At 41.1% G+C, this 19,463-nt stretch carries 19 protein-coding genes and 2 tRNA genes; 5 read left to right on the forward strand and 16 right to left on the reverse strand.

Translation table 11 applies throughout. The features are described from left to right. Nucleotides 1–6 precede the first annotated feature (6 nt). The 3 genes from AB5062_RS10185 (at nucleotide 7) to AB5062_RS10195 (ending at nucleotide 1,015) form a co-directional block, all read left to right on the forward strand. A tRNA-Tyr gene (locus tag AB5062_RS10185) sits at nucleotides 7–89 on the forward strand. Nucleotides 90–98: 9 nt separating this feature from the next. After that, a tRNA-Gly gene (locus tag AB5062_RS10190) sits at nucleotides 99–171 on the forward strand. A gap of 139 nt (nucleotides 172–310) precedes the next feature. Then, the gene (locus AB5062_RS10195) at nucleotides 311–1,015 is read left to right on the forward strand and encodes a pirin family protein (protein ID WP_005847365.1); all 705 of its coding nucleotides are present in this window, start codon (nucleotides 311–313) and stop codon (nucleotides 1,013–1,015) included. A gap of 222 nt (nucleotides 1,016–1,237) precedes the next feature. Here AB5062_RS10195 and AB5062_RS10200 read toward each other — a convergent pair whose 3' ends face one another. The 7 genes from AB5062_RS10200 to AB5062_RS10230 form a co-directional block, all read right to left on the reverse strand. Beyond that, nucleotides 1,238–1,531 carry a hypothetical protein gene (locus AB5062_RS10200; RefSeq protein WP_011965658.1) on the reverse strand — a complete coding sequence of 98 codons (294 nt, stop codon included), beginning with the start codon at nucleotides 1,529–1,531 and terminating at the stop codon, nucleotides 1,238–1,240. A 154-nt stretch (nucleotides 1,532–1,685) separates the two neighbouring features. Continuing rightward, on the reverse strand, nucleotides 1,686–2,444 hold the full coding sequence (locus tag AB5062_RS10205) for an exodeoxyribonuclease III (RefSeq protein ID WP_005847361.1): 759 nt from the start codon (nucleotides 2,442–2,444) through the stop codon (nucleotides 1,686–1,688). 160 nt (nucleotides 2,445–2,604) lie between these two features. Further along, nucleotides 2,605–2,970, reverse strand: a complete 366-nt coding sequence (gene secG, locus AB5062_RS10210) for a preprotein translocase subunit SecG (RefSeq protein WP_005847359.1) — start codon at nucleotides 2,968–2,970, stop codon at nucleotides 2,605–2,607. Nucleotides 2,971–2,975: 5 nt separating this feature from the next. Beyond that, the gene (locus AB5062_RS10215) at nucleotides 2,976–3,728 is read right to left on the reverse strand and encodes a hypothetical protein (protein ID WP_005847357.1); all 753 of its coding nucleotides are present in this window, start codon (nucleotides 3,726–3,728) and stop codon (nucleotides 2,976–2,978) included. Nucleotides 3,729–3,744: 16 nt separating this feature from the next. Further along, a complete protein-coding gene (locus tag AB5062_RS10220) occupies nucleotides 3,745–4,272 on the reverse strand; it encodes an LptE family protein (RefSeq protein ID WP_005847355.1) in 528 nt (175 codons plus the stop codon). Beyond that, entirely contained in the window at nucleotides 4,259–5,524 is a 1,266-nt protein-coding gene (locus tag AB5062_RS10225) for a sigma-54-dependent Fis family transcriptional regulator (protein WP_005847353.1), read from the reverse strand. The genes AB5062_RS10220 and AB5062_RS10225 overlap by 14 nt, the downstream gene beginning before the upstream one ends. A 166-nt stretch (nucleotides 5,525–5,690) precedes the next feature. Continuing rightward, nucleotides 5,691–6,998, reverse strand: a complete 1,308-nt coding sequence (locus AB5062_RS10230) for an inositol-3-phosphate synthase (RefSeq protein ID WP_005847351.1) — start codon at nucleotides 6,996–6,998, stop codon at nucleotides 5,691–5,693. 135 nt (nucleotides 6,999–7,133) lie between these two features. On the opposite strand from AB5062_RS10230, the gene AB5062_RS10235 reads away from it, so the two are divergent. Further along, complete coding sequence (locus AB5062_RS10235; RefSeq protein ID WP_032952263.1) at nucleotides 7,134–8,030, forward strand: PfkB family carbohydrate kinase; 897 nt, start codon at nucleotides 7,134–7,136, stop codon at nucleotides 8,028–8,030. 53 nt (nucleotides 8,031–8,083) lie between these two features. On the opposite strand, the gene AB5062_RS10240 is transcribed toward AB5062_RS10235, so the two are convergent. Genes AB5062_RS10240 through rlmN form a run of 9 tightly spaced genes read right to left on the reverse strand, consistent with a single transcriptional unit; the run spans nucleotide 8,084 to nucleotide 16,862 of the window. Further along, on the reverse strand, nucleotides 8,084–9,283 hold the full coding sequence (locus tag AB5062_RS10240; protein WP_005847347.1) for a sugar MFS transporter: 1,200 nt from the start codon (nucleotides 9,281–9,283) through the stop codon (nucleotides 8,084–8,086). A 6-nt stretch (nucleotides 9,284–9,289) separates the two neighbouring features. Beyond that, nucleotides 9,290–10,012, reverse strand: coding sequence for an HAD family hydrolase (locus AB5062_RS10245; protein ID WP_005848172.1), 723 nt, complete (start codon nucleotides 10,010–10,012; stop codon nucleotides 9,290–9,292). A 4-nt stretch (nucleotides 10,013–10,016) separates the two neighbouring features. Continuing rightward, the gene (locus AB5062_RS10250) at nucleotides 10,017–11,018 is read right to left on the reverse strand and encodes a lysylphosphatidylglycerol synthase transmembrane domain-containing protein (RefSeq protein ID WP_005847343.1); all 1,002 of its coding nucleotides are present in this window, start codon (nucleotides 11,016–11,018) and stop codon (nucleotides 10,017–10,019) included. Then, the gene (locus AB5062_RS10255) at nucleotides 11,015–11,965 is read right to left on the reverse strand and encodes a CDP-alcohol phosphatidyltransferase family protein (RefSeq protein WP_005848173.1); all 951 of its coding nucleotides are present in this window, start codon (nucleotides 11,963–11,965) and stop codon (nucleotides 11,015–11,017) included. The genes AB5062_RS10250 and AB5062_RS10255 overlap by 4 nt, the downstream gene beginning before the upstream one ends. A 7-nt stretch (nucleotides 11,966–11,972) precedes the next feature. After that, entirely contained in the window at nucleotides 11,973–12,824 is an 852-nt protein-coding gene (locus AB5062_RS10260; RefSeq protein ID WP_022509014.1) for a hypothetical protein, read from the reverse strand. Between the two features lie 19 nt (nucleotides 12,825–12,843). Further along, complete coding sequence (locus AB5062_RS10265) at nucleotides 12,844–13,554, reverse strand: sugar phosphate nucleotidyltransferase (RefSeq protein ID WP_022509013.1); 711 nt, start codon at nucleotides 13,552–13,554, stop codon at nucleotides 12,844–12,846. A 41-nt stretch (nucleotides 13,555–13,595) separates the two neighbouring features. Beyond that, on the reverse strand, nucleotides 13,596–14,696 hold the full coding sequence (pdxA, locus tag AB5062_RS10270; RefSeq protein ID WP_005848175.1) for a 4-hydroxythreonine-4-phosphate dehydrogenase PdxA: 1,101 nt from the start codon (nucleotides 14,694–14,696) through the stop codon (nucleotides 13,596–13,598). Nucleotides 14,697–14,722: 26 nt separating this feature from the next. After that, the gene (locus AB5062_RS10275; RefSeq protein WP_005847331.1) at nucleotides 14,723–15,787 is read right to left on the reverse strand and encodes a DUF4837 family protein; all 1,065 of its coding nucleotides are present in this window, start codon (nucleotides 15,785–15,787) and stop codon (nucleotides 14,723–14,725) included. Nucleotides 15,788–15,812: 25 nt separating this feature from the next. Further along, nucleotides 15,813–16,862: a 23S rRNA (adenine(2503)-C(2))-methyltransferase RlmN gene (gene rlmN, locus AB5062_RS10280; protein WP_005847329.1), complete on the reverse strand. Its 1,050-nt coding sequence runs from the start codon at nucleotides 16,860–16,862 to the stop codon at nucleotides 15,813–15,815. Between the two features lie 86 nt (nucleotides 16,863–16,948). Here rlmN and AB5062_RS10285 point away from each other — a divergent pair, with 86 nt between their 5' ends. Beyond that, a complete protein-coding gene (locus AB5062_RS10285; protein ID WP_057280165.1) occupies nucleotides 16,949–19,420 on the forward strand; it encodes a DUF4922 domain-containing protein in 2,472 nt (823 codons plus the stop codon). Nucleotides 19,421–19,463: the final 43 nt, after the last annotated feature.

Below are 19,463 nucleotides of genomic sequence, written 5' to 3' on the forward strand. Positions count from 1 at the left end.
GCGAATGGGCAAATACCAGAGTGGCCAAATGGGGCAGACTGTAAATCTGCTGTCTTTCGACTTCGGTGGTTCGAATCCATCTTTGCCCACAAAAAATTGCGGAAGTAGCTCAGTTGATAGAGCATTAGCCTTCCAAGCTGAGGGTCGCGGGTTTGAGCCCCGTCTTCCGCTCTATAGAAGAGATGATTTGATCATCTCTTCTTTTATTTTACACCGCCCCATTTTTTTCATTACTCAACAATGTTCCAAACTTTTCAACTTCTAATTTGTTATATCAATAACAACATTCCAATAGAAAAGACATTAAGTTATGAAGACGATTATTGACAAAGCCAACACGAGAGGTTATTTTAATCATGGATGGCTAAAAACTTACCACACATTCAGCTTCGCAGATTATTATAATCCCAGACGTATACACTTCGGTGCTTTGCGCGTATTGAATGACGATACAGTGGCTCCCGGAGAAGGTTTCGGCATGCACCCGCATAAAAATATGGAAGTAGTATCCATTCCTTTACAAGGATATTTAAGACACGGAGATAATGTACAAAATGAAAGTACCATCACCCCCGGAGAAATTCAAGTAATGAGTACAGGAACAGGTATCTATCACAGTGAATACAATGCCAGTAAAACCGAAGATCTGAAATTCCTGCAAATCTGGGTGATCCCTAATGTAGAGGAAACCAAACCTGAGTACCATAATTATAATATCCGCCCGTTATTGAAACGTAACGAACTGACAACTTTCATTTCTCCTTCCGGAAACACACCGGCACATCTGTTGCAGGATACCTGGTTTTCAATAGGTACATTTGATGCCGGACATAGTGTAATATACCGTATGCACAAACCTCGCACAGGTGTTTACATTTTTGTTATAGAAGGAGAGATTAATGTAGCAGGCGAAAACCTTTCACGCCGTGACGGTATCGGTATATGGGACATTGAAAGTGTCACTATCGAAGCCACTTCCGAAACACAGATACTGGCTATTGAAGTAGCTATGTAAACCATATTATTCATGGCGCAATCATCCAAACGGGAAATTTGCGCCACAAATACCTCTTTACGTCCTTATCTTAACCCCATTTTTCTACAAATTTTATACGCCACACGGTCTACAGAACAAAATTACACATCTAGCAGACCAACTCTTTCTTCAAACGAAAGTCCTAATACAAACAATTTTTGAAGGTATATACAATAATAAACAGATTATTCCCTCTCCCAATTATAAGACAGCCGGAGCTGTGTTCAAATATCCCTTATCTTTTAGTTTAGCAAAGATTCCGGTATTGACAATCTGTACACATATTCTAATCTTTATAATAAAAACAGGGAACAAACGGTATTCCACCATCAAATACTTGAGATATCCTCTACTATAAAAATAAGAACTTCCTTCTGAATGGCCGAACGCAATCCACTTTCCATCCATACACTGGCTTTTTGTAATAAACTCAATTGACACGCAAGCAAAATCAATAGAATAATAATTATACCTAACTCTATCTGTACTTTTCATTATAGTTTGTTTTTTCAAAGTAAAGATAAACAAGAATCAATAATTTACGGAAGTAAAACAGAGAGAGTCTTTCAACGACACAAACCTCAGATTATCTTTTAATTATAGATAATCTGAGATTCGTGTTGAAACAAAAGCTTTTTCAGAGTGTTTCTTAGAGTTCTATTGTCAATTCTACCGGACAATGATCTGAGCCAAAGATATCCGTATAAATATGTGCACCTTTCAACCTATCTTTCAGTGAATCGGAAGTGAGAAAATAATCAATACGCCAACCTGAATTCTTTTCACGGGCTTTAAAACGATAAGACCACCATGAATAGATTCCTTCCTGCTCTGGATAAAAATAGCGGAACGTATCCGTAAAACCGGACTCAAGCAAAGTGGTAAACTTGGCACGTTCCTCATCAGTGAAACCTGCATTTTTACGGTTTGTCTTAGGATTCTTCAAGTCTATTTCCTTATGCGCCACGTTCAGGTCACCACACACAATGACAGGTTTCTTTTCTTCCAGTTTTTTCAGATAGGCACGGAAATCATCTTCCCATTTCATTCTATAATCCAACCGTCGCAATTCTTCCTGCGAATTGGGAGTATACACAGTAATCAAATAAAACGATTCCAATTCAAGAGTGATTACCCGTCCTTCGTGATCATGCTCTTCTATGCCTAAACCGTATGTCACAGATAATGGTTTGACTTTAGAAAAGATAGCTGTGCCTGAATACCCTTTCTTTTCAGCATAATTCCAATAGGAGTGATAACCTTCAAACTTGGCATCCAGTTGCCCTTCCTGCATCTTTGTTTCCTGCAGGCAGAAAAAGTCTGCTTCTAAACGATGGAAAACATCAACAAAACCTTTATCATAACAGGCTCGCAAGCCATTTACATTCCATGATATGAATTTCAACATGATTCTTTTATTATTTGTAGATTAAAAACATTCCAGAACAAAAGTAAGTACAAAAGCATACTTATCAAAGCAAAAAAACTTAAAACAAAAAAGCGTCCTATTTTCGTAAACGAAACAGGACGCTTATCCTTATTAATTAAGGAAAATGTTTTCTCTATAATTACTGTGCCGAATCACTGGGAGCAGGAGTTTCTGTTGCAGCGTCATTTGTTTGCGGAGCAGCGAAACCTGAAGGTGCATTCAGCGGATTAGTAGCTCCTTCTTTCACTGCCTCTTCCATGATTACAGAAGAATCTGTATGAGCAGCAGGAACAAAATAAGCAGTAAGCACACTACATGCCACCATAAAAGCAGCTAACCCCCATGTTAATTTCTCAATAAAATCTGTAGTCTTGCGAACACCCATTATTTGATTTGAAGAAGCAAAACTAGAAGCCAAGCCTCCACCTTTTGAGTTCTGAATCAGTACGACGAAGCACATCAAAAGAGCTGCAAGCACAATTAATCCAATAAGTAATAAATACATTTTCTTTATTTTGATTTAGTGTTAATAATCAATTTCTCCAAAAATCTTATTTGGTCTGCAAAGTAAGCGTTTTTTTTTGGATATTTCAAATTTAATTTTTTAATAATTTCAAGAGCCTTAGAATATCTTTGCTGTTTAACGTATATTTTAGCCAATGTTTCAGTGAAATAGCTTTCATCCTCCATATCCTCTTCATTATCTTCCGACTCCTCTTCTTCAGAAACTTTATTCTTCACCGGTGCCGCCTCTTTTATTCCTAATTGAGGTAACAAAGGTTCCTCTGCCGACTTTTCAATGAAGTTGTCTATCAAATTCTGTCCTTTCATCTGAGGTATATCATCAGACACATGTTCTTCCTCATGCAATAAAAAAGAAGTATAATCTGTTGTTACATCCATTGGTAATTCCATAGCGGCGGCCTCTTCAGGCAAAGAAGAGAGAAAAGTATCGATCAATGAAAGAGTACGATCCAAACCAGCCTCTTCCTTAGGTAGGTCTTGTTTTTCAAAGGAAGATACAGTAAAGCGCTCCCCCTCTATCAGATAAAAAAGAATCTTGCGGTCAGCTACATACAATGCAGCCTTACGTAGTTCCTCACCAAATGTTATGTCATGCAATAAAAACAGATTCTTCAGATAAAGCAGTCTCACCGTCTGAAAATATGGATAACGCGCAAGCAGCGTCCGCAACTCGTACAAAGTATCCCGATTCAATCGTTCAGGATGCGTTATCCATTCATATAATTGTTGTTGTATCATGACGGAAAATCACTCACTACCAGTTTGCCACTGTAGCATTGAATATTTGCTCTACAATTTCTTTAATCATTTGGTTTACCAACTCATCCTGCACAGCACTTAACTGCTGATTGGAATTATATTCACGACTAGCCGAAAATTGCTGTCCGTTCATATTTTCCGTAGGATTGGAACTATTGACAAAATTCACTCTCACCGTCATACGCAATTCTACCATACTAGAATAGCCATCGGATCCAATTCCTTTATTAAATGCCTCATAATTCGTTATCTCACCAGACAATTGCAGGTCACCACTGCGCTTGACTTGCTTTAAACGAGTTTGTTGCATATAAATATCCTGTAATGCCGTATTGAACATATTCTCCATCGGTCCCCAAACAAAGCCAGCTGAACGGTTTGGGAAATTCTCAAACGAAATAGTCTTTACCTTTGTATAATCTATAGACGATCCGTTAAATTTATATGAAATAGAACAAGCAGTTACGATCCCCGCCAGTACCATCAACACACCAACTACTTTCAATTGTTTAATCCAAACCATATTCTTTTATTTTTCTATAAAGTGTTCGTTCTGAAATATTCAAATCTTTTGCTGCATTCTTACGCTTTCCATGATGACGGTCGAGCGCCTTACGTATCATTTCTTTCTCCACTTCGTCCAATGACAAAGTGGCTTCTTCTACAACCTCCTCCGTATCCTGAATATCATCTACTACAGGATGAGCCGGTTTGGCGGCAGAAATTATGGTAGGCGTAGCAGGCACCACTGTAGCAACTAGATTCCGTTGCGGTTCCTGATAATAAGAAACTGCCGTAGTAGCTGGTGCCGTCGGAACAGATTGCGCGCCACGTTCCGCCATCAGTGTATTGACTAACTTCTTCAAGTCAGTCACATCACGCCGCATATCAAACAACACCTGATACAAAATCTCACGCTCACTTTCAAAAGCCTTCCCTGTATTTGCTTTCACTCCAAACAAAGCAGGCAAACCAGAATTCACATGTTGCTCTGGTAAATAATTTCTCAAAATCTCTGCCGTTATATCCCGGTTAGTTTCAATAATAGATATCTGTTCAGTGATGTTTTTCAACTGGCGCACATTACCGGGCCACGAATAAGCCAGCAACAAAACTTTCGCATCTTCTGTCAACTGGATAGCCGGCATACGATATTTCTCAGCAAAATCTGATGCAAATTTACGGAAAAGTAAAGTTATATCATCTCCACGCTCACGCAAAGGAGGTATTTTAATAGGTACAGTGTTCAAACGATAATACAAATCCTCACGAAAACGACCTTCAGCAATGGCTTCCGTCAGATTCACATTGGTAGCGGCAACAATACGCACATCCGTTTTCTGCACTTTAGATGAACCTACCTTAATGAATTCACCACTTTCAAGTACACGTAACAGACGTGCCTGAGTAGCAAGAGGCAACTCTCCTACTTCATCCAGAAAAATGGTTCCACCATTGGCTTCGGCAAAATAGCCATTACGGTCACTGATAGCGCCCGTAAAAGCACCTTTTTCATGTCCGAAAAGCTCTGAATCTATAGTACCTTCAGGAATAGCCCCACAGTTCACCGCTATATACTGTCCATGTTTACGGCGACTGAACTGATGAATAATCTGTGGGAAATTTTCCTTTCCCACCCCACTTTCACCGGTGATCAACACTGACAAATCAGTGGGTGCCACCTGGATAGCCACGTCTATGGCACGGTTCAACCCTTCGGCATTACCAATAATACCAAATCTGAGCTTTACATTTTGTATTTCTGACCTAACCATATTCACTCTATTATATGACAAAATTACAAATTCTCAGGCAGACAACAAGAAATTATGGCAGAAAAATAAAAAATAAGACGTGGATTTCACGGATAGATACGGTCTTTAAAAGAAAAACCGTGAAAACCCGCGCAATCCACGCCCGAATAAAAAATCCTGTTATAAATTAGTCGATTTCTTGATCGGCCTCATAACCACCCATTTCACGAATGGCATTTTTCAAAATAGCATACTGCTGGAAGAGGTGATTGACAGGAATTTCGTTTTCAGTATAATCATGCATCGGACTCTTCAAGAAGAAACTCAAGAAACGTTGGATACCAAAACGTCCTGCACGTGCAGCCAGGTCACTCAACAATACAAGGTCCAAGCACAGAGGAGCAGCAAGAATTGAATCACGGCAAAGGAAATTAATCTTAATCTGCATTGGATACCCCATCCATCCGAAGATATCAATATTATCCCAACCTTCTTTATTATCATTACGAGGCGGATAGTAATTGATACGTACTTTATGATAGTAGTCTGTATACAAGTCCGGCTGATCTTCCGGAACAAGAATAGATTCCAGTGTAGATAATTTGCTGACCTCCTTCGTGTGGAAGTTAGCCGGCTCATCTAACACCAAACCATCACGATTACCTAAAATGTTTGTAGAGAACCAACCGTCCAAGCCTAAACAACGGGTTCCAATAATCGGTGCGAAACCTGATTTAACCAACGTTTGACCCGTCTTGAAATCCTTGCCGGCAATAGGCATTTTAGTCTTTTCAGCCAACTCCCACATAGCAGGAATATCAACAGTTGTATTAGGTGCTCCCATAATGAAAGGACATCCTTCCGACAGTGCAGCATAAGCATAGCACATAGACGGAGCGATATGAGCCTTATCATCATCTTTCATAGCCTGTTCCAATGCCGCCAATGTTCCGTGTATTTTTTCATCAACAGGAACATAAATCTCTGTAGAAGCAGCCCAAAGAACGACAATACGGTCACAATTGTTAGCCACTTTAAAATTGCGGATATCTTCACGCAACTGTTCCATCATATCCCAACGATTCTTGCAATCTTTCACATTATCACCATCCAGACGACTAGCATAGTTGTGGTCGAAAGCAGCTTTCATTGGAACTATTTTCTCCAATTCATCCTTTACAGGATTAATATCTTTCTCTTTTAAAACCTCAGCATTGACTGCTGATTCGTAAGCATTAGCCGGATAAACATCCCATGCACCAAACACAATGTCATTTAAGTTTGCCAATGGAACAATTTCACCATAATGCAAATACTTTTTATTCTCTCCACGGCCAACACGCATTTTATCATATTGAGTCATAGATCCGACAGGTTTTGCCAATCCCTTACGAGCCATCAGCACACCTGTCATAAAAGTTGAAGTAACAGCGCCCAATCCAACACAAAGAACGCCTAATTTACCGGTTGCCGGTTTCACATTCATTTTTTCCATTCTAATTTCTTTGTTAAAATTGCATCTCATAGCAGAGATTAAGATAATTTGTGCCAAAGTTACACCTTCTTTTGAAAACTTCCATGCTTTTTCTAGTTTTTTTTGTAGCTTTGCGACCGTTTAATATAAATAGGTATGAATGATATTTGTTGCATAGGTCACATTACATTAGATAAAATAGTAACACCCAGAAAAACGACTTATATGCCCGGCGGGACTTCTTATTATTTCTCACACGGAATCAGTCACTTAAAGGATATAAAGCATTATCAGCTGGTCACGGCACTAGCTCCAAGTGAATTTAAAGCTGTTGAAGATATTCGTGCTAAAGGCATCAAAGTTACTGTTATTCCTAGTCACCGGACAGTGTATTTTGAGAATACATACGGTGAGAATCAAGACAACCGCAGTCAGCGGGTATTGGCTAAAGCCGATCCCTTCACCGTAGAACAACTAGAGAACATAAATGCTCATATTTTTCATTTGGGAAGTCTTTTAGCAGATGATTTCTCTTTGGACGTTGTGAAATATCTTTCTACCAAAGGTATATTAGCTGTAGATGCACAAGGGTACTTACGTGAAGTCCGAGGGGAAAAAGTTTATCCGATAGATTGGACAGACAAAGTAGAAGCACTAAAATATATTGACATTCTAAAGGTAAATGAACATGAAATGGAAGTGCTTACCGGTCAGACAGACATAAAACAAGCTGCCCTACAACTAGCAGAATGGGGAGTAAAAGAGGTATTGATTACATTGGGAAGCTTAGGGTCTATAATTTATGCGGAAGGTACATTTCATAAAATCCCTGCCTATCCTCCTAAAGACATAGTAGATGCCACTGGCTGTGGAGATACTTATGCTACCGGATATTTATATATGCGTAATAAAGGGGCTTCCTATGAAGAAGCCGGTTGTTTTGCAGCAGCTATGTCGACACTGAAACTAGAGGCATCCGGTCCTTTCAGCAAAACCGAAGAGGATGTATGGAATATCATCCGAACCAGTTCTTTAAAAGCTGAAAAAATTTAAGAAGAAATGGACAATCCCGATAAAGCCTAACAACTGTATCGGGATTATTCTTTTCAGTTTCTTTCCACGTCAGCATACCACGAATAGAATAACACAATACAAAAAGAAACAAATGGTATGATGAATGATAAGGACATGGTACTATTATCTGCCACATAACCCATCAGCACAGGACCAACAGCCCCTCCTACGGGAGACATCATAAGGAAGGAAGAAGCCCGTTTGGTCTTTCCACCCAATCCCTTCAAAGATATGGCAAAAATAGTGGGAAACATGATGGCTTCGAACACGTATACCAAAAACAAGGCTATTAATGAAATCTTTCCTAAATTACAAACGATAAGAAAAGTAGCCATTACCGTCCCCAAAGCACAGCATAGCAGAACTCTCTCCGCACGGATTCGCTGCATGATCCAACTACCGGCAAAACGTCCGCACATAAACAATCCAAGTCCACCGAAAGAAAGTACTACCGCCGCATCCCGAGCATTCATCCACCCGTCATCCACCACATAATTGATAAAAAAACTATTAATAGAAATCTCCGCTATCTCATAACTGAATAGTGCCACTATTCCGAATAAGAATAATTTATGCGACCATAAACTTCTCTTAACCGTTTCTCCGTCAGCTAAATCGTCAACATGAACAATCTCCGGAAGTTTGATACGGGAAAAAATAAATCCCACTGCCAGTACAACCACTCCCATCAACATATAAGGATACGAGATATTTGCTTCTCCCTTCCCCGAGAACAATAACAGTCCTCCTACTAAAGGACCACAAATACATCCTAGCCCATTAAAAGACTGGGCCAGGTTCAACCGACTGGCAGCTGTTTCCCTATCCCCCAGTTCTGTCATATAAGGATTTGCAGCTGTTTCCAAAAAGACCAAACCGCAAGCAATGACAAACAAAGAGAACAGGAAAAATTCAAATGACATCCAATACTCGCCGGGAATAAACATCAAGGACCCGATTCCATAAAGCAACAATCCGAAAACAACTCCCTTACGATATCCATATTTGGTTATAAACAATCCTGCCGGAATAGCCATTATGAAATAGCCTAGATAAAACATCACCTGTACCATTGCCGAATGAGTACGGGTAATATCCATCACCTCTTGAAAATGTTTGTTCAATACATCAAGAATAGCATGTGCGAATCCCCATAAAAAGAACAAAGAGGTTACTAAAACAAAAGGAACTAAATAGTCCCTTTTCACCAATGCGTGTCTTTGTATTTCCATATCCTATTACAATAATGCAAGCAATTGAGCCAAGTCCGTAATAATTACATCAGGAACAGATTCGTCTATAACTTCTCCTCCCCAACCTTCTCCTTTCAACCAGGCAACGCGACAACCTACAGCTTTGGCCGGAACAACATCTTTTGAGAAAGAATCTCCGACCACCAGCACATTCTCTGCCGCAAATCCCATAGCATCTACTCCAAGTCTATAGATAGCAGGATCCGGCTTACGAACACCCACTACAGAGGATTCAATTATCTCATCAAAGAAATCCAAAAGTCCGAAATCCTTTAAAATAGTCTGTATATTGCCATAAAAATTAGAAACCAACACCAACCTATACCTCTTAGCCAACTCCTTCACTACCGGGCGTGTAACCTGCAATATATCCAACACATACCCATAACAGCTGTCTGCCACTTTCACTGCATAAGATTGCAGTTGCAACTCATCCATAGGCAACTTTCTCTGTTCCGCCAACCATTCCACCTGAAGTTTAGTCTTGATAGAAAGCACATCATGAAAATTATGCCAAGGCTGGACAAAAGGATATTTAGCCAACGCCCTTTCTCCAAAAACGTATGCCTCACGGAAACTTTCCTTATCCACCGGCACCTGATGTTCCATATACTTAGTCCACAACACTTCCGCCCAATGACAGCTGTTCGTATCTATTGTACCGCCATAATCAAATATAACTCCCTGAATATTTTTCAATGTATCCATTATCTTACTTATTAGCAGGTGTACCATTTCCGACTTTCATCAACAACACACCAATTACAATCCAAATCAATTCACGTACACGGGTTATCAATCCGGTATAAACCCCAAAAGCTCCCGGAATAGCCAACCCTCCTACCGCCAAAGCAAAGCCTCCTTCACGTGCGCCCAATTGCATAGGCGAGAAAAAGAACAAATTGGCAAACAAAGAAGTAAATGCCATGATTAAAATACAAGCTGGAAAACTGACATCCGTTGTCAGAATATTCAATATGAAATACACTTCCAGACATCCTATAATCCGAGCCATGAATTCCAGACTTAACGAGGCATAAAACGTAGATCTACGCTGTTTATGCAGTTCGGCTATCTGACTGTCCACACGTTCCAAAGCCTCGCGTTTATTTTCCGAAAAACGTTTAGCCCATTCTTTGATAAAAGGAATATGCTGAAGCAATTTTAAAGTACGGACAGCCATACCATTCTTGTAACCTTTCATAAAAAAATAAATGGCTAAAAGAGAAACCGCCCCCACAACAGCCAATATAGTTCCCATGGCAATATCTACCGGACGTAGAGCCAGATACAAAAAGATAGAAAAAAACCAAAAACAAAAATGCGAGAAAATATGCATCATCACATAAAGAATTACTGATGAAGTTGCCTTACTGGCCCCAACATAAGGAGTCAGCTCCATAATGCGGTAAGGCTCTCCTCCCATCAATCCCACCGGGGTGGCATAATTCAGTGCAAATCCGGAAACTGTCAGTTTATAAACTTTCCAAAATGGAATAGGTGTTCCCTTTTTTCCATCCCGGATGATAATATACCAAGAAAGGGTATTGAACAGATAAATAATAATCCATAACCCTACCACAGCCGGCAACCACATTCCCGCCCGGCGCAAATTAGCCAGTAGTTCATCATACTCCATATCAAAAGAACAAAGCATCACTACGATGGCTGCAATTCCAAACATCAGGAATATATTTCTATACTTACTTTTCACTTCGTTATGTATTTATGATACAATCGTGCGCAAATCGCCTCATGGCAATGACGCATATATACAAACAAAGAGGTCATCACAACAACCTCGAACACAAAATACAACCATGGTTCGCCAATCAACAAACTGATATATAGAGCAATGGCACGTGTATTAAAAGTCAAGATATTGGTATATTTCATCAAAGGTTTGCTAGCCGCACGAAATTCATCCCGTAATTCCTGTGGAATATTGTCTCCATACTTTTCCTTCACCAATGCATAAAACAGTTGGAAATTAGGAGTCATTCTTTCCTGCTGACGTGTATAATTACCATAGAAATACAAGAAAGCTTTCCACCAGAAGTTTCCCTTCCACGGCAGACTGTAGAAGATTTCACGCTGTTGTTTGAAATTATCCAATTCGCTTCCGCTTTTCCCTTTTAAAAAGTATAAATGAATATTACGATAATAATCCGCCAATGTACATTGTTTGCTATGACAAACAGTACCCGAAACAATAGCCAATATCCAAATAAAAATACCCCAATGCATGCCGTCACCAATATGAAACGGCATGGGTTGGTTCATCAGTCTGAGACAAATTGCTGCATAAATGGTAAAGAACCAAATATCACCGGCAAATCCATCCAACATACGCCCCCACTGGGTTTTCTGTCCTGTCAAACGCGCCAATTGTCCATCCGCACTGTCATAATGATTCGCCCACATCAACAAAAGTATACCCAAAAGAGTATGTTTCATATCAGGATAATAAAACATCACACCAGCACCTATACCTAAAATGATAGAAAAAATGGTTACCACATTAGGGTGTACCTTTAGTTTTTTAAAAAATAATGCCCATGCATAACCTATGGGACGGTTGAAATAAATATCCAGGAACTCCTCTGTGTCCATGGATTTGAAAGAAGCCTCTATTCCTTTCTTCTCACTTTCTGTACTCATGTCTTTTTTATTTCATTTGCTTTTTAGCCCGTTTATAAATGCACTCTGCAATTTTACCTCCCGCTTCCTCACGGCAACGGGCAAAGCTGGGCCAGTCGTTAAAATCGATTATTCGCAGTGTGCCATCAGCTGAAATCACACAATCACCTCCGTAAATGGGCACATTCAGCGCCTCGGCAGCTTTATCACTTTGTATTTTCAATTCCTCTACGCTAAAAGGAATTCCTTTAGCTATCCCATTTATTTTCTCCAGACCAAACTTGCTGTGCGAACAAGGAGAGGGATAGAACCAATAAAAAAAATCGGTTCCATGCACTCCGTAGAATTTTACCAAGTCACCTTGCAAATGTTCGTTTATGACTGCAACAGGAATACCGCGTTTACGGAAATCAGCCAATATATTTTCTACCTCTTCCTTACAGGTGGCGTAGGCAACATCTTCTTTCACCATAGCGTGAGAGTCACCTCGTTTCACCCAACAAGGATAACAATTTTCCAAATACTCATCTGCCGTAGAAATTATAAAACTTTGCGGATGAGGAACCCCGTTCTTTATAAGTAATTCTGTCATTGGCTTACGCACACAATTATCTATACCGTAGGCAGAGTTTATCACCAATGCACCTTCATCCTCCAAAGACCTCAAACGAGCTATCGTTACCTTATCACGGGCCATATCAAAAATAATATCTCCCTTGACACCCTGTTCCACGAAATCTTTCTCCGCATAAACTTTCACCTCACAGCCCAACCGCCGCAATTCCTCCGTCACCTTATTAAATATGGCGGCATCATTGTCTACATGATTGGGGGAATATTCATTTCCACGGCTTACCCCTATTATTGAAATTACATCCATTCCTTCTGTTGTGTTTAAGTTACTCCTCTTTACCGGCTAGAAAATTTTCAGCTTTCACGATATCACCAGCATGATCTACATCCAAAATTTTTGTAAAAGGATAAGCCTTTAATTTCAAGCCGTCGGCTACCAACTGTCGTTGAAAGTTACGCATACGTGACATACCTTTCTCCATACACCCATGCAACGTCTTAACGGCTGCCGGGGTCAGACAATAAATGCCTCCAGATATATAACGGCATTCGGGAGTCGCCTCATCATGGAAACCTGTTATATCCAAAGCACTGTCCGTAGATATATAAAGCGGTTTTTCATCATCTATAAAATCCGTTACCGCCATATACCCATCTGTTTCCGATTGTTTGAACGTTTCAATAAAAGTCGAAAACTCTTCTTCACGGAATATAGTATCCACAGTAGTCAAGCAGAATTTATCATCCTGCAAATAAGGGCTCAGTTCATAAAAACTGTGCATGGAACTGGGGGTAGTTTTCACAACTACTTCCAATGGGATCTTTGCTTCTGCCTGTAGTTTTGCCAAATGCTCTTTTGTCAATGGACTTTCATTATTAATAATGACAACCACCTTATCAGCTCCGTTACGTACAAAAATCTGTATCAAGCGATCAATCATGGCAACTCCGTTCAGTTGCACCAAAGGTTTGGGCAAAGCAACCCCTTCTTGCGAAAGCCGGGAACCTTCACCCGCTGATATAATTGCAAATTTCATTTCTACTTTTTCTTGAAATTATATTTTAAACCGATCGTCCATTAATCTTCATCATCAATGGTATCCAATTTCAATTTATCGCTATCATCCCGTTTTTCATAATATTGTTTACGCAGCGGATGTGCATGAATCTCTTTCTCGACAACACGGTTACGGAAAACATCCATAGCCACATAAATAGCCTGGCGAAAAGAATCTTCCAAGGCAACCCCTTGCCCGGCAATATCATACGCAGTACCATGTGCCGGAGAAGTACGTACAATGGGAAGTCCCGCAGTGTAATTCACTCCTTCATCCATTGCCAAAGCTTTGAAAGGAGCCAATCCCTGATCATGATACATAGCTAGAATTCCATCAAAATGAGTATAGTTGCCAGATCCCATAAAGCCATCGGCCGGATAAGGTCCGAAACACTGAATGCCTTTGGCAACCATTTCCTTCATTGCCGGAATTATAATGTCACTCTCTTCCGTACCAATCAATCCCTCATCACCCGCATGAGGATTTAATGAAAACACAGCTATACGCGGACTGTCGATGCCAAAATCCTCTTTTAAAGAACGATGGAAAACAGCCAATTTTTCCATAATAAGTTCCTTGGTAATATCTTGTGCTATCTCGCGTACAGGAACATGACCAGTCACCAAAGCTACCCGGAAATCATTCTTCAGCAAAATCATTAACGCCTTCTGTCCTTCCCCCACACGCTCTTCAATATATTCCGTATGACCGGGGAAATGAAAACTTTCCGACTGAATGGTATGCTTATTGATAGGAGCAGTTACCAAAACATCAATCATTCCCTCCCGATAATCCTGCAAAGCTCTCTCCAACGCATCCAAAGCTGCTTTACCAGCCTCCGGTGTCGGTTTGGAGAGCTCCACCTTCAATTCGTCTTCCGTACAATTCACGATGCTCAGTTTATCCGGCTGAGCATCATCTGCAGAATTGACAATACTGAAATTTGTTTGAATATCCATTGCTTTACGATGATAAGCAGCCACTTTAGGCGATCCATAAATAATGGGTGTACAAAGTTCCAGCATGGTAGGATCCGAAAAAGTTTTGAGAATTACTTCATATCCTACTCCGTTGATATCCCCATGAGTAATACCAACTCGTATCTTGTAGTTATCTTCCATCTATATTATATATTATATGTCTCTTCTTACTTTACCCGGCTTGTTGTATCTATTTTTTCTTCCGGAATATTACCACTAATTACAATTTCGTCAATCAAGCTTTCATTGGGCAATCTCAATGTATAAAGTGAAGCTTCCATCTGACGCATCAGATTACGTTTCAATTTATCCGGTGAATAGATAAAGGCCTCAACCACAACGACACGGCCGTTAGCACGATCCACCCGTGCATGAGACACAAACGGACCTCCCATCATGTCACCTTCCATTTCCCATAATCCGCGGGCTTCTTGCGCATACTCTCCTTTTACAACAATATCTTCCACATCTACAAACATAGAGTCTGTTGCCATATACATTCCTTCGCGTTCACCCGGAATATTTGCTTTCATTACAGAATCACGTTTATGAATGAAATAATCTTTAGTAAAGGTATCCTTGTCCGTATAAGGATAAGAGTACATTACAAAATTCATATCCGCTGTAGCACGATTAGTAGAAGCCCACAAAAAATCTTTGCCTTCTTTATAGTTAGCCAGTTCTACCGGCACCCAGATATCACAATCAAAAATACTTCCTACCTTAGTGGAAATCACATCGCTATGTTTTTGTTTCAACAAAGTTATCTGACGATTCATCTCAGCTTTCACAAAGAAATCTATAATCACTTTACTGTTCTTTGCTACAAATTCCTCAAATTCGTCTTCATTAGGAGCCTGAATTGTCATAATCATCTGCGGAGACGCATAAACATCACGGGAAAACTTGAGTTTGGGCTGAGTATAAATATCTTGAATATCCACAATGATGATATTACGGAATATTTTCAGCACACGGTCAAAATGCTGAGGGTCCACATTTGATATACGAAACGAACGTTCCGCCTGGGGCAGTCCGGGCACATTGGTATCCAATACATCAAACAATGCACGTCCTGCAGGACGATCCCATACAGGTTTATTTACTACGACCAATACTTCGTAAGGCCTACCGCTGGACGTGGGGGTAAACAAGTTCTTTTGTCCCTTCTTACAAGAAGCCAGTACCAGAACCACCAGCACCAAACTTAAATAAAATGCTATTCGTTTCATAATTATATGGTATTATTGTTGTTATTTACTGTAATGTAACACCTTTCTCCTTCTGTTGTTTAGCCGTTGACAACATTCCACAAGCAGCAAAAATATCTTCTCCTCTTGAAGCACGGATCGTAGCAAATACGCCATGCTGCGTCAAGTAATCACGGAAGGCAACCATTGTTTCCATATCTACCCCTTCCAAATCCACATTAGGAATGGCATGAAACCGGATCAAATTGACACGACATTCAATGCCGCGCAAAAGTTTCACAATCTCTTTAGCGTAAATAAGTGAATCGTTCACCCCTTTGAATACGATATACTCAAAAGACAGACGCCGCTGTTTGCTAAAATCATAATTATGCAATATATCAATAATTTCCGTAATGGAAAAAGCTTTCTCGGCAGGCATTAAATCCCTTCGTTGCGAAGGAATCGGAGTATGCATACTGATAGCCAGATGACAATCACTTTCATTCAGAAAGCGCTCCAGTCCTTTCTTTAAACCCACAGAAGAAACAGTGATGCGTTTCGGGCTCCAACCGTAACCATATTCTGAAGTCAGAATCTCAAGCACTTTCAACACCTCATCCAGATTGTCGAAAGGCTCTCCCATACCCATGAAAACAAGATTAGTCAGCTTTTCCCTTTCAGGAATAGAATAGATCTGGTTTAATATTTGATGGGCACTCAGATTAGCTGTAAAACCTTGCTTCCCGGTCATACAGAACTTACAATTCATCTTGCATCCCACTTGCGAGGAAACGCAAAGAGTAGCCCGGTCCTCATCGGGTATATAAACCGCTTCAATAAAATTATGAGCCGGTGTACGGAAAAGATATTTCACCGTACCGTCTACCGAACGCATTTCTTCCACCGGAGCAGATGCTCCCACCTCATACCCTTCTTTCAATGCTTCGCGATGCTTTAATGACAAATTGGTCATTTCGTCTATCGTTTCCACCTTTTTATCATACAACCAAGACGTAATCTGCTTTGCGGCAAATTTAGGCATTCCCAGATTCCTCACAATCTGTTGAATCTCATCCAATGTCCTGCCAAGTAATGCTGTTTTCGGAGTTTCCATTTATATTTAAAAGACAATTAGCGTACAAAGGTAGAGAAAAAATAAGATATATTACCTATCTTTGCCGTGAGAAATACTTTTTAACAATGAGAAAAACAATTAATTGCTTTATTCCTTATAGGGAAAGCACAGCGGCAGAACAGACAATCCATGCTCTAAAAGAAAGTAGCATAGTCAACAAAATCTATCTGCTGAATATCGAACCCAACAAGACATTATCCACCCCCGAAGGATGCGAAATATTACCTGTTGATTCACTAACCAGTTCTAAGACAATGAAGATGATTGCTGAAAAAGCAGACACACCTTATATATTGCTCTATACCAAAACTTCTGCTTTGGAACTGGCTTACAAGGCACTGGAACGCATGACGGACTTCCTGCAGGACAGAGAATGCGGCATGGTCTATGCCGACCATCATGAATGGAAAAACGGAGAAAAGAAGAAACATCCCGTCAACGACTACCAACCCGGCAGTGTGCGTGATGATTTCGACTTCGGTCCGCTACTGATATTCAACAGAACGGAATTCATCCTCGCCAGTCTCCAAATGACAGAGGAAAGAAAGTATGCCGCCCTTTATGAACTGCGTCTGTTCCTTACCCTCCATTCTCATCTGGTACATATCAACGAATATCTTTATACGGAAACAGAAAGCGACAACCGCCTGTCCGGCGAAAAGCAGTTCGACTACGTAAATCCCCGTAACAGGGAGGTACAGATAGAAATGGAAGAAGCATTCACACGATACTTGAAATCCATCAATGCCCTCCTTGAACCCATATGTGTGGAAACGGATGTAAAGAAAGGAAATTTCGAATATGAAGCCTCCGTCATCATCCCCGTGCGCAATCGCGCCCGTACCATTGACGATGCCATCCGGTCGGCACTCGCACAAGAAACACGCTTTCCATTCAACATCATCGTCGTGGACAATCACTCGACAGACGGAACCACAGAAATCATCGGTCAATACAAGGACAACAAAGCGGTAATCCACCTTCAGCCCCAACGTACCGATCTGGGCATAGGGGGATGCTGGGACCTCGCAATCAACCACCCCCGGTGCGGACGCTTCGCCATACAGCTTGACAGCGATGACCTGTACAGCGACACCCATACCCTGCAAACCATCGTAGACACGTTCTACAAAGAGCAATGCGCCATGGTAATAGGAACTTACCGCATGACGGACTTCCGGCTGAACACCATCGCTCCGGGAGTGATAGACCATAGCGAGTGGACGAAAGAGAACGGACACAATAACGCATTGCGCATCAACGGTCTGGGAGCTCCGCGCGCATTCTTCACACCTATCCTGCGTGAAACAGGCGTGCCCAATGTCAGCTACGGAGAAGATTATGCCCTGGGACTCATTTTCTCGCGCCAATATAAGATAGGAAGAATCTATGATGTACTCTATCTGTGCCGCCGCTGGGAAGGGAACTCGGATGCCGCCCTGAGCATAGAGCAGACCAATGCCAACAATCACTACAAAGACAGCCTGCGCACCCGTGAACTGGGAATCCGCAAAAAATATACAGAAGAGCTGAAGAACCGGAATGAAATCAAGCAATTTATAGACAGCCAACTGGCGTGCTGGCCACTGGCACACCACAACCACGAGGCATTACAGACTATACAGACCAAGGAACTGTCCATAAACGGCTACACGTTTGTGGTACAGTGCAATGCACAGCGTGCGGTTTCGACTACCGCCAAAGTGGATAAGGACAGCATCCAAGCACGCCCCTGTTTCCTGTGCAAGGAAAACCAGCCTAAGGAGCAGAAAGCACTGGAAACCATCACTGCAAACAGAATATGCGTTAACCCTTATCCCATATTGCCGGATCACCTCACTATCGCCCATAAAGATCACATCCCCCAACTCATGGATGAGAATATTTTCAGTTACGATGACGTCCGTGCATTCGTACAGAAATATCCGGACTACGCCCTATTCTATAATGGAGCACATTGCGGAGCCTCTGCACCGGACCATCTCCATCTTCAAGGAGTCAGAAAAACTGATGTTCCCATCATCCCGAACGTACAACAGCTGATAACCCACGCACAGACAATCGATATACGCAGCATGTATTTTCCCTACCTAGAAGAAGAGGAAGATTATCCACTAGAATGTAGCCGAATTTACCTCAACACCAAGGACTATCCCTGTCCTTTGGTAATCCTCTCAAGCAACACGCATTATGACGACTCCCTGTTATACAGTGCCCTCGCCGCTTTCCCACCGGATGAAGACGGACAAGAAGCGAAGTTCAACCTGCTGTTATGGAAGGAAGGCCATCTATACTATACGGTGGTTTTTCCCCGCAGCAAGCACCGTCCCGACTGCTACTTTGCAGAAGGCAGCGAACAGATGCTCATCAGTCCGGGAGCTTTGGACATGGCTGGCGTAATCGTCACCACCCGTCAGGAAGATTTCGACAAAATAACAGAAGAAAAAGTGGCATCCATCATAAAAGAAGTGGGAATAACAGTAGAAGAAGCCGAGAAGATACCCGGACGTTATTTTGACGAGAAAGCAAAAAGATAGAGAGAACACGAAGAGATGAAGGAATTACAGCAAGCCCAAAAAC

The sequence above is a fragment of the Phocaeicola sp. RTP21359st1_B8_RTP21360_211022 genome (assembly GCF_040911965.1).
GTDB classification, from domain to species: domain Bacteria; phylum Bacteroidota; class Bacteroidia; order Bacteroidales; family Bacteroidaceae; genus Phocaeicola; species Phocaeicola vulgatus.

Bases quoted from the DNA above. Each gene is read 5' to 3' on its own strand.
- AB5062_RS10195 (WP_005847365.1), top strand. From the start codon at position 311: ATGAAGACGATTATTGACAAAGCCAACACGAGAGGTTATTTTAATCAT.
- AB5062_RS10200 (WP_011965658.1), bottom strand. From the start codon at position 1,531: ATGAAAAGTACAGATAGAGTTAGGTATAATTATTATTCTATTGATTTT.
- AB5062_RS10205 (WP_005847361.1), bottom strand. From the start codon at position 2,444: ATGTTGAAATTCATATCATGGAATGTAAATGGCTTGCGAGCCTGTTAT.
- secG (WP_005847359.1), bottom strand. From the start codon at position 2,970: ATGTATTTATTACTTATTGGATTAATTGTGCTTGCAGCTCTTTTGATG.
- AB5062_RS10215 (WP_005847357.1), bottom strand. From the start codon at position 3,728: ATGATACAACAACAATTATATGAATGGATAACGCATCCTGAACGATTG.
- AB5062_RS10220 (WP_005847355.1), bottom strand. From the start codon at position 4,272: ATGGTTTGGATTAAACAATTGAAAGTAGTTGGTGTGTTGATGGTACTG.
- AB5062_RS10225 (WP_005847353.1), bottom strand. From the start codon at position 5,524: ATGGTTAGGTCAGAAATACAAAATGTAAAGCTCAGATTTGGTATTATT.
- AB5062_RS10230 (WP_005847351.1), bottom strand. From the start codon at position 6,998: ATGGAAAAAATGAATGTGAAACCGGCAACCGGTAAATTAGGCGTTCTT.
- AB5062_RS10235 (WP_032952263.1), top strand. From the start codon at position 7,134: ATGAATGATATTTGTTGCATAGGTCACATTACATTAGATAAAATAGTA.
- AB5062_RS10240 (WP_005847347.1), bottom strand. From the start codon at position 9,283: ATGGAAATACAAAGACACGCATTGGTGAAAAGGGACTATTTAGTTCCT.
- AB5062_RS10245 (WP_005848172.1), bottom strand. From the start codon at position 10,012: ATGGATACATTGAAAAATATTCAGGGAGTTATATTTGATTATGGCGGT.
- AB5062_RS10255 (WP_005848173.1), bottom strand. From the start codon at position 11,965: ATGAGTACAGAAAGTGAGAAGAAAGGAATAGAGGCTTCTTTCAAATCC.
- AB5062_RS10260 (WP_022509014.1), bottom strand. From the start codon at position 12,824: ATGGATGTAATTTCAATAATAGGGGTAAGCCGTGGAAATGAATATTCC.
- AB5062_RS10265 (WP_022509013.1), bottom strand. From the start codon at position 13,554: ATGAAATTTGCAATTATATCAGCGGGTGAAGGTTCCCGGCTTTCGCAA.
- pdxA (WP_005848175.1), bottom strand. From the start codon at position 14,696: ATGGAAGATAACTACAAGATACGAGTTGGTATTACTCATGGGGATATC.
- AB5062_RS10275 (WP_005847331.1), bottom strand. From the start codon at position 15,787: ATGAAACGAATAGCATTTTATTTAAGTTTGGTGCTGGTGGTTCTGGTA.
- rlmN (WP_005847329.1), bottom strand. From the start codon at position 16,862: ATGGAAACTCCGAAAACAGCATTACTTGGCAGGACATTGGATGAGATT.
- AB5062_RS10285 (WP_057280165.1), top strand. From the start codon at position 16,949: ATGAGAAAAACAATTAATTGCTTTATTCCTTATAGGGAAAGCACAGCG.